The organism is Sphingomonas sp. R86520 (genome assembly GCF_042466285.1).
GTDB lineage: Bacteria > Pseudomonadota > Alphaproteobacteria > Sphingomonadales > Sphingomonadaceae > Sphingomonas.
In genome coordinates, this window is record NZ_JAXHBZ010000001.1 from 651,807 (window position 1) to 669,537 (window position 17,731).

11 protein-coding genes are annotated in these 17,731 nt (G+C 66.1%); 4 read left to right on the top strand and 7 right to left on the bottom strand.

Annotated features, from left to right (window positions below):
- The first annotated feature begins 115 nt into the window (after positions 1–115).
- On the top strand, positions 116–1,711 hold the full coding sequence (locus tag SJY41_RS03220) for an isocitrate lyase (RefSeq protein WP_380779018.1): 1,596 nt from the start codon (positions 116–118) through the stop codon (positions 1,709–1,711).
- Positions 1,712–1,807: 96 nt separating this feature from the next.
- On the opposite strand, the gene SJY41_RS03225 is transcribed toward SJY41_RS03220, so the two are convergent.
- Positions 1,808–4,930 (bottom strand): PAS domain-containing protein, encoded by a 3,123-nt coding sequence (locus tag SJY41_RS03225; protein WP_380779019.1) that lies wholly within the window; start codon positions 4,928–4,930, stop codon positions 1,808–1,810.
- Between the two features lie 190 nt (positions 4,931–5,120).
- Entirely contained in the window at positions 5,121–6,674 is a 1,554-nt protein-coding gene (locus tag SJY41_RS03230) for an aldehyde dehydrogenase (NADP(+)) (RefSeq protein WP_380779021.1), read from the bottom strand.
- A 187-nt stretch (positions 6,675–6,861) separates the two neighbouring features.
- On the opposite strand from SJY41_RS03230, the gene SJY41_RS03235 reads away from it, so the two are divergent.
- Together SJY41_RS03235 and SJY41_RS03240 are read left to right on the top strand one after the other, a co-directional pair.
- Positions 6,862–7,944, top strand: a complete 1,083-nt coding sequence (locus tag SJY41_RS03235) for a LacI family DNA-binding transcriptional regulator (RefSeq protein ID WP_380779023.1) — start codon at positions 6,862–6,864, stop codon at positions 7,942–7,944.
- Positions 7,945–7,987: 43 nt separating this feature from the next.
- Positions 7,988–9,787: an IlvD/Edd family dehydratase gene (locus tag SJY41_RS03240; protein WP_380779025.1), complete on the top strand. Its 1,800-nt coding sequence runs from the start codon at positions 7,988–7,990 to the stop codon at positions 9,785–9,787.
- 338 nt (positions 9,788–10,125) lie between these two features.
- Here the strand turns inward: SJY41_RS03240 and SJY41_RS03245 are convergent, their stop codons facing one another.
- The 5 genes from SJY41_RS03245 to SJY41_RS03265 are packed head-to-tail and all read right to left on the bottom strand — an operon-like array spanning position 10,126 to position 15,275.
- A complete protein-coding gene (locus SJY41_RS03245) occupies positions 10,126–10,968 on the bottom strand; it encodes an aldose 1-epimerase (protein ID WP_380779026.1) in 843 nt (280 codons plus the stop codon).
- Positions 10,968–12,485 carry a sugar porter family MFS transporter gene (locus tag SJY41_RS03250; RefSeq protein WP_380784041.1) on the bottom strand — a complete coding sequence of 506 codons (1,518 nt, stop codon included), beginning with the start codon at positions 12,483–12,485 and terminating at the stop codon, positions 10,968–10,970. The genes SJY41_RS03245 and SJY41_RS03250 overlap by 1 nt, the downstream gene beginning before the upstream one ends.
- Entirely contained in the window at positions 12,427–13,305 is an 879-nt protein-coding gene (locus tag SJY41_RS03255) for an SMP-30/gluconolactonase/LRE family protein (protein ID WP_380779028.1), read from the bottom strand. The genes SJY41_RS03250 and SJY41_RS03255 overlap by 59 nt, the downstream gene beginning before the upstream one ends.
- Positions 13,306–13,318: 13 nt before the next feature.
- Positions 13,319–14,104, bottom strand: coding sequence for an SDR family NAD(P)-dependent oxidoreductase (locus SJY41_RS03260; protein ID WP_380779030.1), 786 nt, complete (start codon positions 14,102–14,104; stop codon positions 13,319–13,321).
- A gap of 4 nt (positions 14,105–14,108) precedes the next feature.
- Positions 14,109–15,275, bottom strand: a complete 1,167-nt coding sequence (locus tag SJY41_RS03265; RefSeq protein WP_380779031.1) for a fumarylacetoacetate hydrolase family protein — start codon at positions 15,273–15,275, stop codon at positions 14,109–14,111.
- A 204-nt stretch (positions 15,276–15,479) separates the two neighbouring features.
- On the opposite strand from SJY41_RS03265, the gene SJY41_RS03270 reads away from it, so the two are divergent.
- The gene (locus SJY41_RS03270; RefSeq protein WP_380779034.1) at positions 15,480–17,729 is read left to right on the top strand and encodes a WD40/YVTN/BNR-like repeat-containing protein; all 2,250 of its coding nucleotides are present in this window, start codon (positions 15,480–15,482) and stop codon (positions 17,727–17,729) included.
- Positions 17,730–17,731: the final 2 nt, after the last annotated feature.

Here is a 17,731-nt window from a genome sequence, read left to right on the forward strand (position 1 = left end):
TGGACACGCTGTCCGCATCGTTCGTGACACCGATACGCTGTGCGCCACGCGTTATTGGGCTTGGTGACTGTCAACATCGCTACACACCGATCATCGCAGCAGACGAGGATCGCCCGTGACCTACCAGACGCATATCGCACACATGACCAACCTCATCGCCGACCGGAACGGTACCTGGGATGCGATCTCGGCGGAGTCGGTCGCCCGGATGCGGTTGCAAAACCGGTTCACGACGGGGCTCGACATCGCCCGCTACACCGCCGCGATCATGCGCAAGGACATGGCCGCCTATGATGCGGACCCGACCAGCTACACGCAGTCGCTCGGATGCTGGCACGGGTTCATTGCGCAGCAGAAGATGATCAGCATCAAGAAGCATTTCGGGACGACCGATCGTCGGTATCTGTACCTCTCGGGATGGATGGTCGCGGCGATGCGGAGCGAGTTCGGTCCGCTGCCCGACCAGTCGATGCACGAGAAGACCAGTGTCCCGGCGCTGATCGAGGAACTCTACACATTCCTGCGTCAGGCGGACGCGCGCGAGCTCGGCATGATGTTCCGCGACGTCGATGCCGCTCGCGCTTCCGGCAACGCGATCGAGGAACAGCGGCTGCTCAACGCGATCGAGAACCACCAGACGCACGTCGTGCCGATCATCGCCGACATCGATGCCGGCTTCGGCAATGCCGAGGCGACCTATCTGCTTGCGCGGAAGATGATCGAGGCGGGTGCCTGCGCGCTCCAGATCGAGAACCAGGTCAGCGACGAGAAGCAGTGCGGTCATCAGGACGGCAAGGTGACCGTGCCGCACGAGGACTTCCTCGCCAAGGTTCGCGCGTGCCGTTACGCGTTCCTCGAACTCGGCGTCGAGGACGGCATCATCGTCACGCGCACCGACTCGCTCGGCGCCGGCCTGACCAAGCAGATCGCGGTCAGCAAGGAAGCGGGCGACCTGGGCGACCAGTATAACTCGTATCTCGATTGCGAGGAGATCGATCCGGCGACCGCGCAGAACGGCGACGTTATCCTCAACCGCGACGGCAAGCTGCTCCGGCCGAAGCGCCTCCCGTCGAACCTGTTCCAGTTCCGCGCCGGGACGGGCGAGGATCGCTGCGTGATGGACTGCATCGCGTCGCTACAGAACGGTGCGGACCTGCTGTGGATCGAGACCGAGAAGCCGCATATCGAGCAGATCGCCGGCATGGTCGACCGCATCCGCGAAGTCGTCCCCAATGCCAAGCTCGTCTACAACAACTCGCCATCGTTCAACTGGACGCTGAACTTCCGCCAGCAGGTGTTCGACGCATGGTCGGCGGAAAACAAGGACGTTTCGGCCTATGATCGCGCTCGCCTGATGAGCGTCGATTATGACGGCACCACGCTTGCCGACGAAGCCGACGAACGCATCCGCACCTTCCAGGCGGATTCGGCCAGGCGCGCCGGCATCTTCCACCACCTCATCACGCTGCCGACCTATCACACCGCGGCCCTGTCGACCGACAACCTCGCCAAAGAGTATTTTGGCGACGCCGGGATGCTGGGTTATGTGAAGGGTGTCCAGCGCAAGGAAATCCGCGAGGGTATCGCCTGCGTGAAACACCAGAACATGTCCGGCTCGGACCTAGGCGACGACCACAAGGAATATTTCGCGGGCGAGGCGGCATTGAAGGCCGGCGGCGCGCACAACACGATGAACCAGTTTGCGGCCTGACATCCGCGCCGGAGTGAAAGCTCCGGCGCGGCTCCAGCATCAGGCCAGGCCGGCGGGGCCAACAGCTCCGCCCGACGCCGTGGTCTCGGCTCGGTGCTACTTTGCGAGCTTCACGCGGTCCGTCACCGGCGGTTCCGCCAGCGTCGTTTCTCCGATCGACGCCATCACCGCCGCGGTCAGCGCATCCAGCCCATAGGGCTTCTCCAGCATGATCGCGTCGGTATCGCCCTCGACCGAGGCGGTATCGCCGCTTGCGAAGACGATCCCCACGCCGGGTCGCAGCGCGCGCGCGGTTCGGGCAAAATCGGGTCCCGACACACCCGGCAAATTGATGTCGGTAACCAGGGCATCGATCGGCACGGTCTGGAGCGCGGTCATCGCGTCCTCCGCGCTGGCCGCATCGACGACGACGAAGCCGCTTCCCTGCAGCATCTCGGCGGTATTCGCGCGGATCATCTCGTCGTCTTCGACCAGCAGCACCGTCCGCCGTGCCGGCGCGTCCAGCCGCCGGTCGGCCTCGATGCGTGAGTCGCGCGCGGCCTTGGCGGCCGGGTCGGCGACACGCGGGCCATTGGCCAGCACGTCGCGGAACTTACGCGCCAGGGCTTCGCGTGTGTACGGCTTTGACAGCAGGTCGACCCCGGCATCCAGCTTGCCGCCATGAACGATCGAATTTTCGGTATAACCAGAGGTGAACAACACCGCGATATCCGGCAACCGCTCCTTGGCCTTGCGTGCGAGTTCCGGGCTTTTAAGTGTTCCGGGCATCACCACGTCGGTGAAAAGGATGTCGATCGGCACGCCGCTTTCCACCACGTTGAGCGCGCTGGCCGCGTCGACCGCCTTCAGGACGCTGTACCCCAGATCCGTCAGCAACTCGACGACCGTCGTGCGCACCTCGTCGTCATCCTCGACAACCAGAACGGTCTCGGTGCCGCCCAGGATCGGCCCGGCATCGGCGACGACCTCGATGGCCTCGCTTTCCATCGCGCGCGGCAGATAGAGCTTGATCGTGGTCCCTTCGCCGACCTCCGAATAGATCTTCACGTGGCCGCCGGACTGTTTGACGAACCCGTAAACCATCGACAGGCCGAGGCCGGATCCCTTGCCTTCACTCTTGGTCGAGAAGAACGGCTCGAACACCTTTTCGATGATGTCGGGAGTCATGCCACTGCCGGTATCCGACACTGCGAGAAGGACATATTGGCCCGCTTCGACCTCCTCGTGGCTGCGCGCATAATTGTCGTCGAGGTGCGCGTTGCCGAGTTCGATCGTCAGCTTGCCTTGGCCCTCCATGGCGTCGCGGGCATTGATCGCGAGGTTGAGGAGTGCGTTCTCGATCTGGGCGGGATCGATGAAGGTGTTCCACAGGCCACCGCCGACGACCGTCTCGATCTCGATGCCTTCGCCGATCGCACGGCGCAGCATGTCGTCCATCCCGCGCACGAAGCGGGTGACGTTGACCACCTTCGGCTCCAGCGCCTGACGACGCCCGAACGCGAGCAGTTGCGATGCAAGCTTCGATCCGCGCGAGACCCCGGCCATCGCGTTGTCGACCCAGCGCTGAGCCCGTTCGTTCCCGGCCAGATTCTTGCCGAGCAGCTGGAGGTTGCCCGACACGACCTGAAGCAGGTTGTTGAAATCGTGCGCGACGCCGCCGGTTAGCTTGCCGACCGTCTCCATTTTCTGCGCCTGGGCGAGCTTGGCCTCGGCCTGTCGACGTTCGTCGATCTCGGAGATGACCCGCGCCTCGAGCGTCTCGTTGAGCTGGCGGAGTTGGTCCTCGGCGCGCTCACGATGACGGACCTGCCGCGCGAGCACCTCGGCCTGCTCGCGCAACGCCGCTTCGGCTGCGCGCTGGTGCGTGATGTCGGTATGAACCCCGACCCATTCGACGATGTCGCCGCCCTCGTCGATGATCGGCAGGCTTCGGACGGCGAAGGTACGCCATGCGCCGCAATGCCGACGGACGCGGTGTTCGAACACGAACATGGATTTCGCCAATACCGCCGCGGTCCACGCCTTAATGGTTGCGGCGACGTCGTCGGGATGGATCACGTCGGCCCACCCGAAATTCTGGTATTCGGCGATCGACTGGCCGGTCAGCGCAGCCCAGCCGGGTTGTTCGCCGACCATCCGGCCATCCGGGCTGTTGGTCCACAAGACGCCGTGGACCGCGTCCATCGCGGTCCGGAACCGGCCGTTGCTGATGCCGAGCGCCGCCTCGCGTTCGGCACGCTCCTCGACGTCGATGCCGAGGATGTAGATGCCGGGGATCGTGCCGTCCGCCGCGAAATGGGGCACGTAGCGAAACTCGGAACGGCGTGGCCGACCGTCGCGGTGCGGGAAGACCGCCTGCGTGGTGAAGCTTTCGCCGGCAAAGGCACGGTCGAACGATGCGCGACGATCCTGGTAGACCGCCTCGCCGACGATCTCCCTGACCGGCCTGCCGATCATTGCCTCGGGCGACGCGCCGATCCACGCGTCATACTGCGCGTTCGCCAGTCGATAGATGTGGTCGCGGTCGACATACGAGATGAGCATCGGCACGGCGTCGGTCACGCGGCGCAGTTCGGCTTCGCTGGCGGCGAGGCGGCGTTCGGCTTCGGCTCGGCCGCTATTGTCGACCATCGTGCAGAGCACACCGCCGACCGTGCCGCCCGCGCAGTAGACGGGGGTGTAGAACAGATCGAGCGTCAGCGTCTCGGGGCCGGTGGTCCGCTGGAAGAGGATCGGCTGGTCGCGGTAGGCAACGGTCTCGCCTGCGAATCCCGCTTTCAGAACGTCGCGGTTCCAGTCCCACACTTCGGGGAACGCCGTCGCGACCGGGCTGCCGAGCGCGGCGGGGTGGCGGTCCCCGGCGATCGCGCAGTAGCTGTCATTGTAGAGCATGATGTGCTCGGGCCCCCACATCACGACCTTGGCGACCGGCGAATTGAGGATGTTGGCAAGCGTGACGCGTAGTTCGGCGGGCCATGAGTCGATCGGCCCGAGCGGCGTGGCGTTCCAGTCGCGCTGGCGAACGAGCATGCCGCATTCGCCGCCGCCGATCAGGCTCGCGGCTGGTGCGGTCGAGGCGACATCGCGGTCGCGCATCTGCTGGAGCGCGGTGCGGACGATGGCGGTGGCGTCGCCAAGCCCTCCGCTGGTCAATTCGTCGATGTAGTTGCCAAGATCGGATGGCAGGGAAATGGAGCGCGACGAGCCAGGCGTTGTCATGCCGGACTAGTGGGTAAGCGACGCGCGCGTGTCAATAATTACGCGTGTTCTGAAAGGGCGCGTCGGCTGAACTCAAGCATGTCCGTCCGGTAAGGGAAGGACCCAGACCGGGCTGCCGCCCTCGCAGTAGAACAAGGGAGGAGGCGCCGCCGTGCGGTAGCACTTCCTCCCTTGTCAGGTCTCGAGTCGATCAGCCCTCGGTGCGCGGCAGGCCGAGCGGGTTGTCGTGCTTGACGGCCTTGGGAAGCAGCGCGTCGGGAAGGTCCTGGTAGCAGACCGGGCGCAGGAAGCGCTCGATGGCGGCTGTGCCGACCGAGGTCGTGCGCGGGTCCGAGGTAGCGGGGAAGGGGCCGCCGTGAACCATCGCCGGTGCGACCTCGACGCCCGTGGGCCAGCCGTTCGCGAGAATGCGCCCAGCCTTGCGCTCGAGCACCGGGACCAGCGCTGCCGCGTCGGCGTAATCGCCTTCGTCGATCTGCAGCGTGATCGTCAGCTGCCCCTCGACCTGTTCGAGAACCTGGCGGACCTCGGCCAGATCGGTGCAGCGGACGATGATCGAGGCCGCACCGAACACTTCGTGCGACAGCGCCGGATCGGCAACGAACGCCTTGCCGGTGGTCGAGAACAGCGCGGCGCGACCGCGATTGGCACCCTCGGCTTCGGTGCCGCGTGCGAGCGTCTCGACCGCGTCGTGACCGGCAAGCGCCGCGACGCCCTTGTCATAGCTGGCATGAATGCCGGGGGTCAGCATGACCTGCGGCGCAGCTTCACCGAGGGCTGCGGCGGCGGCCTCGACGAACGTGTCGAGGTCAGGGCCGTCGACTGCGACGACGATACCCGGGTTGGTGCAGAACTGGCCGGAACCCATCGTCAGCGAACCGATATAGGCCTTGCCGAGCGCGGCACCGCGCGCCGCGAGGGCGGCCGGGAACACGATCACCGGATTGACGCTGCTCATCTCGGCATAGACCGGGATCGGCTCGGCGCGCGCTGCGGCGAGAGCGACCAGCGCCAGGCCACCACCACGCGAGCCGGTGAAGCCGACCGCCTTGATGCGGGCATCCTTGACGAGCGCCGCGCCGAGTTCGTTCGCGGGCCCCTGGACCAGCGAGAACACGCCTTCGGGCAGGCCGCACTTGGCGACCGCAGCCTGGATCGCCTTGCCGACCATCACCGACGTGCCGGGATGCGCGGGGTGGCCCTTGACCACGACCGGGCAACCGGCGGCGAGGGCCGAGGCTGTGTCGCCGCCCGCGACCGAGAAGGCGAGGGGGAAGTTCGAGGCGCCGAACACGGCGACCGGGCCGACTGCGATGCGGCGCTGGCGCAGATCGGAGCGGGGGGCAGGCTTACGATCGGGCTGTGCTTCGTCGATGATGACCGACGCCCAGGTCCCGGCGCGGAGATGCTTGGCGAACAGGCGGAGCTGACCGGTCGTCCGGCCGCGTTCACCTTCGAGGCGTGGGCGGGGCAGGCCGCTCTCCTGGATCGCACGCGCGACGAGGGGATCGTGGATCGCTTCGATCTCGTCGGCGATCGTCTCGAGGAATTTGGCGCGAGTCTCGGGATCGGTTTCGCGGAAGGTGTCGAAGGCCGCCTCGGCGAGCTTGCATGCTTCGGCAACGTCGGCCTCGCTCGATACCGCGAAGGCGGGCTCGATCTTCGCGTCGGTCGACGGATCGATCGCCAGGAAGGTGACGTCGCTGCTTACGGCGCGCGCGCCGATCGGGAAGGTGCCGTCCATTTTAAATCTCCAGGCGTTCGGAGCGGCCACGCAAAAGGTAAGGCGGGGCCGCAAATGATGCTGGCGGCAAAGTAAGGTTGGGAGCGATAACACGCAAGCCACGCTTCAAATGTGGTGAAGTGTAGAGTGATATCGATTGCAGGCTGATTATCCTGCGTTCCCCTGCTAAACGTCGGCGATGGGGACAATGACGCGCAAACCGCGCACCGCAACCGGACGCCGGAGCGGAGCACCGACAATTTCCGATGTGGCGGCGCTCGCCGGCGTCTCGCCGATGACCGTGTCACGGGTCATCAACGGCGAAGCCAAGGTGCGCGATGCGACCCGGGACGCGGTCAACGCCGCGATCGCGACGCTTCACTACGCCCCGAACCGTGCCGCGCGCAGCCTTGCGGGCGGCGGGCAGATGCGGATCGGCCTTCTCTACAGCAACCCCAGTTCGGCCTATCTCAGCGAGTTCCTCGTCGGCAGCCTCGAACAGGCGAGCCGCAGCGACGTGCAACTTGTCGTCGAGAAATGCGACATCGGCGACCATGAGATCGAGGTGGCGCGGCACATGATCGACAGCGGGATCGATGGCGTGATCCTGCCGCCGCCATTGTGCGACTCGCGCGCCGTGCTGGACGTGCTGATGGAAGCGGGGGTGCCGACGGTCGTCGTTGCCACCGGGTCGCCGCCGAATGGGTCCGCGGCCGTCACCATCAACGATTTCGAAGCCGCACGGGCAATGACCGAACACCTTGTGAAACTGGGGCATTCGCGAATCGGGTTCATCATCGGCAACCCCAACCAGACCGCCAGCGAGTTGCGTCATCAGGGCTATCTGGCGGCGATCTCCGATGCCGGGTTGGCGGCGGACGAGTCGCTCGTGGTCGGCGGGTTGTTCACCTATCGATCGGGGCTCGATGGCGCAGAGCAATTGCTCGACGCGAAGGATCCGCCGACCGCGATCTTCGCGAGCAACGACGACATGGCGGCGGCGAGCGTCGCCGTCGCGCATCGTCGTGGCCTCGACGTACCCGGCGATCTTACGGTGTGCGGCTTCGACGACAGCGCGCTCGCGACGACGATCTGGCCCGAATTGACCACCATCCATCAGCCGATCGCCGACATGTCGCGCGCGGCGGTCGAGCTGCTCGTCTCGGCGATCTCGCATCGGCGCGGTGGCGGCAAGGATACCAACGGGCACGTCGTACTGGACTATACGCTCGTACGACGACAGTCGGATGCGGCGCCGCGGCGACGTCCTCCCGCCATCGTGCGCGCTTGACCGACTCCCGTTCGTCGCGGTAGCGCTCCCATAAGACAATCGAATGCGTTCAGGAGAGTTTGCAGTGGACCGTGTACCGGTGAAGCCGTTCCGATCGCGCGACTGGTTCGCCGATCCCGCGCGTTCCGACATGACCGCGCTCTACCTCGAACGCTTCATGAATTACGGGCTGACCCCGGCCGAGTTGCGCTCGGGGCGGCCGATCATCGGCATCGCGCAGTCGGGCAGCGATTTGTCACCCTGCAACCGGATCCACCTCGAACTCGCCAAGCGGACCCGCGACGGGATTCGTGATGCGGGCGGCATCGCGATGGAGTTTCCGGTTCACCCGATCTTCGAGAATTGCCGCCGGCCGACCGCCGCGCTTGATCGCAACCTCGCTTATCTTGGGCTGGTCGAGACGCTGTACGGCTACCCCATCGATGCGGTCGTGCTCACCACGGGCTGCGACAAGACCACGCCGAGCGGCATCATGGCAGCGTCGACCGTCGATATTCCTGCGATCGTGTTGTCGGGTGGCCCGATGCTCGACGGCTGGCATGACGGCGAACTGGTCGGATCGGGGACGGTGATCTGGCGCAGTCGGCGCAAACTCGCGGCGGGCGAGATCGACGAGGAGGAGTTCCTCAACCGCGCCACCGACAGCGCGCCCTCGGCCGGGCATTGCAACACGATGGGCACGGCATCGACGATGAACGCGGTCGCCGAAGTGCTTGGCTTGTCGCTCACCGGGTGCGCGGCGATTCCAGCGCCGTACCGCGAGCGCGGCCAGATGGCGTATGAGACCGGGCGGCGGATCGTCGAGATGGCGTACGAGGATCTGCGGCCGTCGAAGATCCTCACGCGCGAGAGCTTCCTCAACGCGATCCGCGTCGTCAGCGCGATCGGTGGGTCCAGCAATGCCCAGCCGCATATCATGGCGATGGCGCAGCATGCCGGCGTGACCTTGTACCCCGAGGACTGGTCGGATCATGGCTATGACCTGCCGTTGCTGGTGAACATGCAGCCGGCGGGGAAGTATCTCGGCGAGCGTTTCCACCGCGCGGGCGGCGTGCCCGCGGTGCTGCATGAACTCATCGCGGGCGGGAAGCTCGACACGAGCTGCCTGACGGTCACGGGCCGGTCGATCGGCGAGAACATCGCGGGGCGTGAGACGCGCGACCGCGAGATGATCAAGCCGTTCGACGCGCCGATGATGGAGCGTGCGGGCTTCCTGGTGCTGAAGGGCAATCTGTTCGATTTCGGGATCATGAAGACGTCGGTGATCTCGCCGGCGTTCCGCGAGCGGTATCTGTCGACGCCGGGCGCCGAGGATCGGTTCGAGGCGCGGGCGATCGTGTTCGAAGGCTCGGACGATTATCACCACCGGATCAATGATCCTGCGCTCGACATCGACGAGAGCTGTATCCTGGTAATCCGCGGGGCGGGGCCGATCGGCTGGCCGGGCTCGGCGGAAGTCGTCAACATGCAGCCGCCCGACGCGCTGATCCAGCGCGGCGTACTGGCGCTGCCAACGCTCGGCGACGGGCGACAGTCGGGGACGTCTGACAGCCCTTCGATCCTGAACGTGTCGCCCGAGAGTGCGGTCGGTGGCGGGTTGTCGTGGATCCGGACCGGCGATATCGTGCGGATCGATCTGGTCGCGGGACGGTGCGACGCACTGGTCGAGCCGGACGAGATCGCGCGGCGCAAGGGCGAGGGCCTGCCGCCGGTGCCCGAAAGCCATACGCCCTGGGAGGAACTGTACCGCGAGAAGACCGGGCAGCTGGCCGAGGGCGGCGTACTCGACTTCGCCGTGAAGTATCGCGGGATCTCGGCAAAGACGCCTCGGCACAACCACTGAGGCTTGGGCGGGGCGCGGGTGGAGGTGCGCAGCGTTCCTCTCCCCCGTCATCCCAGCGAAAGCTGGGATCTCTCAGTGGAGCGAGCGTCACCCGCCCCGCGGGATACCCCAGCTTCCGCTGGGGGGACGGATTTTAGGGGAGGGCGCTGGTAATCAATCTGGCCACGCAACGGCCGTGTCGCCCGTACCACTCGTGTCACGCACCACCCCGGCGAAGGCCGGGGCCCAGTTGGGGAACGTCGCTAACGAACGGCAGTGCGCAGTTACTGCGACCTTTCCAACTGGGCCCCGGCCTCCGCCGGGGTGGTGCTCCCCAACAATATGATGTGGTAGCCTGACTAGCCCCGGGCCACCGTCAGCGACATCGCGATCGTGCGCGTCTCGCCAGGTGCCAAAATCACCGGGTCCGCCAAGTTCAACGCGTTCGGCATGTCGCTCACCGGTTCGGCGCAGAAGAAGCCCAAACCCGGCGGCGTGAAGACGTGGAGATAGGGCGTACCTTCCCCGGTCAGCGTGATCGTGTCGTCCAGGGTGGCGATCGTCGCTTCCTTGTCCCACCCTTCATAGGCATTGTCGATCAGCGACGGACGCACGACCGTCTCGCCCTTCGACCAATCGGCGAAGTGGGTCGCGCCGATCCGTTCGGTCGGGAGCATGGCGTCGTCGGCCAGCCACACGGACCCTGCATCGAAACGCAGGCACGTGTCGTCGGCGGCAGGGAAATACGGGTGGAAACCCAGCCCGGCAGGCATGGCCCGGTCGGTCGTGTTCTGGACCGACAGCGATACGCGAAGGCCGGTCTCGTCGAGCGAGACATGCTGTTCGGCGCGGTACGACCACGGCCAGTTCGCGTCGGACCCGTGGGTGTGGACCAGGACCGCCGAGACCGCGTCGGAACTGTCAACGTCCCAAACCCGCAGCCAGCCGACGCCGTGGAGCGGGTGGTCCTGCCCCGCCATGTTGCGCGGGAGCACATACGACTCCCCCGCAAACATGAACCGGCCGTCCGCGATCCGGTTCGCATACGGCACCAGCGGGAAGCATGCCGTCTCCAGCGGGTTGGTCGCGCCCGCCAGGGTCGGTCGCAGGATGTCGCGGCCCTGGTAGGTGAGGGCGGCAATCGTGCCGCCCAGTTCTGGCTGGAGCGCGACCGTCCAGTCGCCGGCGTCGAGGTGCAGCATCAGCCGAGCATGTCCTCGAGCTCGCGACCGCGCGTCTCGGAGACCATCTTCCATACGAAGAAGAACGAGACGAACGCCGACAGCGCGTAGAAGCCATAGGTGAGCGACAGGCCGAGCGAGATCGCCATCGTCGGGAAGCTGACCGAGATGACGAAGTTGGCGAACCACTGCGCAAAGCCGGCGACCGCCAGACCCGAACCGCGGATCTGGGTCGGGAACATCTCGCCGAGCATCACCCACATGATCGGGCCCCAGCTCAGGTTGAAGAACACGACATAGGCGTTGGCGGCGATCAGCGCGATCAGGCCGTTGCGATCCGACAGGTGCAGCGAACCCTCGACGATCGCACCGCTGGCAAAGCAGATCCCGACAATCGCGAGCGTGACGGTCATGCCGGCCGAACCGATCAGCAGGAGCGGCTTGCGCCCGACCTTGTCGACCAGCGCGACCGTGAGCAGGCAGGCGATGATCGACAGCGAGCCCGACAGGATGTTGATGAGCAGCGCGTCGCTCTCGCTGAAGCCGACCGACTGCCACAGCACCGAGCCGTAGTAGAACACGATGTTGATGCCGACGAACTGCTGGAAGATCGCGAGGCCGATGCCGGTCCAGACGATCGGGCGGACCTTGCCACTGGCCTTGTCGATCAGGTCGGAGAGCTTGGGACGATGCGCGTCCGCCGACAGCGAACCGCGGATCTCGGCGACCTTGCGCTTGGCCTCGACCGCACCGAACAGGCGGGTGAGGACGACTTCGGCTTCGTCATAGCGGCCCTTGAGGACCAGGAAACGCGGGCTCTCCGGGATCAGGAACAGCGTCACGAGGTAGATCGCAGCCGGGATGACCTGCATCCAGAACATCCAGCGCCAAGCCGGATAGTCGAGCCAGAACGGCGCCGTCGACGATCCCGCGACGCGCGCGAGATACCAGTTGGCGACGAACGCACCGGTCAGGCCGGTGATGATCATGATCTGCTGCACGCTCGACAGTCGACCGCGGACGTTGGCGGGGACGACTTCGGAGATGTAGACCGGCGCGAGCACGCTGGCGGCACCGATGCCGAGTCCGCCGATGATCCGCGCCAGCACGAACATGGTGGCCGAGGTCGCGGCACCCGCGGCGAGCGCGCTGATGATGAACAGGACTGCGGCGATCATCATGACGTTGCGGCGGCCAAGATTGTCGGCGAGCCTGCCAGCCATGAACGCGCCGACCGACGAGCCGATCAGGATCGCGCCGACGGTGAAGCCGGTGCCGAGCGACGACAGCGCGAAGGTGCTTTCCAGCCCCGCCTGCGTGCCGTTGATGACGCCCGAGTCATACCCGAACATGAACCCGCCGATCGTCGCGACGATGACGATCATCGCGATGAGGGCTCGGTTCACCTGGGGTGCGGAAGCTGCCGCAATATTCATTGGTTTTCCTCTCCGGTACGACGCTCTGGCGGCATCGTTCGCATTACAATGTGATAGGTTCGACGGGGACGCCAGGGACGTCGACGCGGAAGGTGAACAGATTTCCCGCGAGCGGCTGGGCCGCGCGGGCTTCGTCGTCGAGGCCCTTCGCTGCGGTCGTCGCATACGCGGTGCGACCATCGGGGCCACCGAGCGCGATCTTGGTGATGTTCGCGACGGGGAAGTGGACGATGTCGGTGCAGGTGCCATCCGCGGCGAACCGGCGAGCCGCCCAGCCGCCGAAGAACCCGACCCAAACGCCGCCTTCCGAATCGCAGATCGCGCCGTCGGGATGACCGTCGTCGGGACCGATCGTCAGGAAGAGGCGCGGCTCGCCGACGTTGCCGCCTGCATCGATCGGGTACGCGTCGATCCGCTTGCCGAGCGTATCGACCGCGTAGAGCGTGCCGCCGTCGGGCGAGATCGCCGGGCCGTTGGTGATCGCGACGGGCGGGATGTCGGTCTTGGTCAGTTCCCCGCCGAGCCAATGATAGACGTGGCCGGTGTCCTCGGACTCGGCATTGTCCATCGTCCCGAACCACACGCGGCCCGACGGGTCGCGCGCGGCGTCGTTGAGGCGATTACCCGGCGTTTCGGCGTGAACGGACACCAGCTGCGCAAACGTGCCGGACGCGGGATCGAAGCGGTGAAGCCCGCCGCGAACGCCCGCAAGGAAGCCACCGTCATCGGACGGGATGACCCAGCCGGTCTGATCGGGCGCGTCCCACGTGTCCAGCTTGCCGGTTGCCGGATCGAAGCGGTGGACATGCGGTGCCTTGATGTCGACGAACCACAAAGCCGCGTCGCGGGCGACCCAGATCGGTCCTTCGCCGAGCGTCGCACCCACCTCGCAGATGCTTTCGGCCTGGCGTTCGCGGATCATGTCCCCGCCCACCCTAGCGCCAGCCGGCATCGACGAAATAGTCGTGGCCGGTGCACATCCGTGCATCGTCGGACGCCAGGAACAGTACGAGTGCGGCGACGTCGGCTGGCTGGACACGCGTTTTCAGGCACTGCGCGGCGATGATCTCGGCCTCGCCCTCGGGCGTGTACCATTTCAGCTGACGCGGCGTCTCGACGTTGCCGGGAACGATCGTGTTCACGCGGATGCCGTCGCCGCCCAGATCGCGCGCCATCGCGCGGGTCATGCCCTCGATACCGGCCTTGGCGGTCTGGTAGATCAGCAGTTCGGGCAAGGCGAGATGCCAAGAGATCGACCCGAAGTTCAGGATCACGCCGCCGCCGGCGCGCTTCATCGACGGCACCACGGCCTGCCCTGCGAAGAACAGATGGCGCAAATTGGTCGCCATCCGCTCGTCCCAATAGGCGGGCGTGATCTCTTCGATGGTGTGGCGATCGTCGTTGGCGGCGTTGTTGATCAGGACGTCGATCCCGCCGAGCTGGTCCTCGATGCGAGCGACCGTCGACTTCAGTGCATCGACGTCACGCAGATCGAGCGGCAGGAAGATCGGCGCGGTCGCGACATGGGGCGTCAACGCGTCGATCAGCGCGGCGGCAGCGTCCTCGGCCATGTCGACGAACGCGACGTGCGACCCCTGACGCGCGAACGCCTCGACCAGGCCAGCGCCGATCCCCGATGCGCCGCCGGTGATCAGGACGCGCTTGCCCTTCAGGCTCGGATAGATCGCCGTCTGGTCGGCGGCTTCGGTCTTCTGCAACACGTGTTTACGCTCCCTGATTCTTGTTGTGCGCCAGCAGGCCACGACCTGCCAGATTGCGCATGAGATCGCCGATCCCGTACTCCCACGGTGCAGCATCCTTCGACGTCGTCACCGGATTGACGAGTGCGCCGAGCTTGGGGTTCGAGATCGTCACGACGTCGCCGACGGCGTGCGTGAAACCGCGGCCGGGCTCGTCGCGGTCCTGCGTCGGCGCGAACAGCGTGCCGAGGAACAGCACGAAACCGTCGGGATATTGATGCTCGCTCATCGCCTGGCGAACGAGCTCCTCGGGATCGCGGCTGATCTGGTCCATCGAACTGCTGCCTTCGAGACGGTAGCCCTCGGCCCCTTCGATCGTCAGCGCGATCTGGGCGGCGCGCACGTCGTCCATGCCGAAATTATCGTCGAACAGGCGAATGAACGGTCCAAGCGAGCAGGACGCGTTATTGTCCTTGGCCTTGCCGAGCAGGAGCGCGGAACGACCCTCGAAATCGCGGAGATTGACGTCGTTGCCGAGCGACGCCCCGACCGTCTTGCCGTTGCGGTCGACGATCAGGACCACCTCGGGCTCGGGATTGTTCCAGGTCGAATCGGAGCGGATGCCGATCTCGCCGCCCCAGCCGATGGTCGACAACGTCGGCCCCTTGGTAAAGATCTCCGCATCAGGACCGATCGCGACTTCGAGATATTGCGACCACATGCCGTCTTCGATCAGTGCGGCCTTCAGCGCGGCGGCCTCGGGCGAACCCGGGACGACCGAGCGGATGCTGCCGCCGACTCGTTCCTCGAGACGACCGCGAACCGATGCCGCGGCGTTCGCATCGCCGCGCGCACGCTCCTCGATCACGCGTTCGAGCGCGGAAACGGCGAAGGTTACGCCCGACGCCTTGACGCACTGAAGGTCGATCGGGCTGAGCAGGCGCGCCGCGGCGTCGGCGGCCGGCGAAAGCTGCAGGTCGTCCAGATGGCCGAGGTCGGTCGCGGCGTCGGTAGCGAAGTCGCCGGCTGCGATCAGGTCGGCGACGGTCGGTGCGACCGACGACATGTCATATACGCGCCCTTCACGGACGATGACGGGCGTCGGACCCTCGCCCAAATCGAGTCGGCCGAGCAATGCCGCCTGTTCCCAATCGGCGGGCAAAGCCCACGCCGACGCGAATGCGATCTCCACGATGTAATCCCCTCCAGGCTGTTAGCGGTACCGTATGCTGCGTAGCGACAGCGTCAAGCCCCCAATGCGCGATCACGTTTCCTGACGCGGTCATCGATCGGGGTTGCGTAAAGATGAAATCGAAGTCATTAATCATACAAATCAAATGTGCGATTAGCACGGGCGTGTGAGCCGCGTCGAGGGGGGAGGGTAGCGAGAATGGCGATGCGAAAATCCATCACCGCCGCGCTGGGCTTCGCTATGGTAGCGATATCATTCGACTCGAGTGCGGCGACTACCGGAGCACCGCTCTATACGTGGCGCACCGTTACCGTCGGCGGCGGCGGGTTCGCGCCCGGCATCGTGTTCAGTACCGCCGAGCGGGGTTTGGCCTATCTGCGCACCGACATGGGCGGCGCCTATCGGTTCGATGCCAAGCGCGCACGCTGGGTGCCGCTGCAGGACGGCAATGCGATCGGCAGCTACATGGGCGTAGAGAGCATCGCGGCCGATCCGGTCGATCCGAACATCGTGTATCTGGCGGCAGGGATGTCGTGGCGGAGCGAGGCAGCGATCCTGCGCTCGGGGGATCGCGGCGCGAATTGGAGCGTGACGCCGGTGCCGTTCCGGATGGGGGGCAACGAAGACGGGCGTGGGCTCGGCGAGCGGTTGGCGATCGATCCGAACCGGACGTCGCGGCTGCTGTTCGGATCCCGGCACGACGGATTATGGCGGAGCGTCGATAGCGGCGCGCACTGGGTGAAGTTGGCGGCGTTTCCGCTCGCCGGGCTCGGTACGCCGACGGTTGCAAGGGCGACCCATGGCGGGTTGTCCTTCGTGCTGTTTGACAAGACGCATCCGGGCCGCGTGTTCGTGGCGAGCGCCGATCCGGGGGCGCGGCATCTGTTCCGGTCCGACGATGACGGCGCTACCTGGAGTGCGGTAGCCGGTGGTCCCGACGCGGCTATGCTGCCGGTAAAGGCAGTGCTGGGGTCGGACGGCGTGCTGACGATCAGCTATGCGAACGGCATCGGTCCGAACGGAATCACGCGGGGCGCGGTCTGGCGATACGATTTCGCGCGCGCGCTGTGGTCCGACGTGACGCCCGACAAGCGCGCGGATGCTCCGGTCGGCGGGTATATGGGCGTGGCGGTGTCGGCGCAGGATCCGCGGGTGATCGCGGTGAGTACGGTCGATCGCTACCAGCCGGTCGATACGGTATGGCGGTCGAGCGATGCCGGCGCGCATTGGGACGAGCTCTATACGAGAAGCACGCGCGATGTCGCCGCCTCGCCGTTTCTCAAGCTTGCTGGCGACAAGGCGGATTTCGGGCACTGGATCGCGGGGCTAGCGATCGATCCGTTCGATGCGAACCATGCCGCTTACGTCACCGGCGCGACGATGTATGCGACCAGGGCGTTCGGTGCGCGCGGGGCGATGGCGTGGAAGCCGTGGACCGCCGGGATCGAGCAGACCGCGATCATCACGCTGACCAGCCCGACCAGTGGCGCGCCATTGATCTCGGGCTTCGGCGATATCGGCGGGTTTCGGCATGACGATCTGAGCGTGTCGCCGGCGAAGGTGCATACGAACCCGTATCTGACGAACACCAACAATCTCGATTATGCGGGCATGGCGCCGCAGGTCGTGGTGCGCAGCGGCAATACGCATGCGCGCGAGGCTGCCGTGACGCTGGCCTGGTCGGGCGACGGCGGCACCAGCTGGCAGCCGATCGTACCGCCGACCGTGGCGACGACGGCGGTCGCGGGGCGCTTGCCACCCGAAAAGACCGGCGATGCGCCGATCGTGGTGTCGGCGGACGGCACGACGTTCATAGTTGGGACGGGGCTGGCGTTGCTGACGCGCGACCGGGGGCGGACCTGGTCTGCACCCGCGGGCCTGCCGTTGGAGACGCGGGTCACCGCGGACAAGGTCGATGCGCGCAAATTCTACGCGGTAGACGTCGGTCGACACGCCGTGTTGCGCAGCGATGACGGCGGCGCGAACTTCGCGGCGGTCGCCGGGCGCGGGTTGCCGGCGGATCTGCGCGCGGTTCGGACGACCAATCGCGAACAGCAGAACCCGTTGGCGGCGGTGCCGGGACAGGCAGGCGCGCTGTGGCTGAAAGTCGGTAGCGACTTGTATCGGTCGAGCGATGCCGGCGAGAGTTGGTCCAAGGGGAGCGATGGCTTGGCAGTCGATCTCTACGGCCTCGGCCGCGCGGCGCCGGGATCGCGATGGCCCACGGTCTACGCGATCGGGCGCAAGGGCGGCGTGCAGGCGGTGTGGCGGTCGATCGACGGCGGCGCGGGCTGGCAGCGGATCAACGACGAACGGCATCAATGGGGACTGCGCTTCCGCGTGATCTCCGGCGATCCGAAGACCTATGGCCGGGTGTATATCGGCACCGACGGGCGGGGGATCGTCTATGGCGACCCCGTTTTTGCAAAACCCGCCTTCACGAAAAAGGATTGATG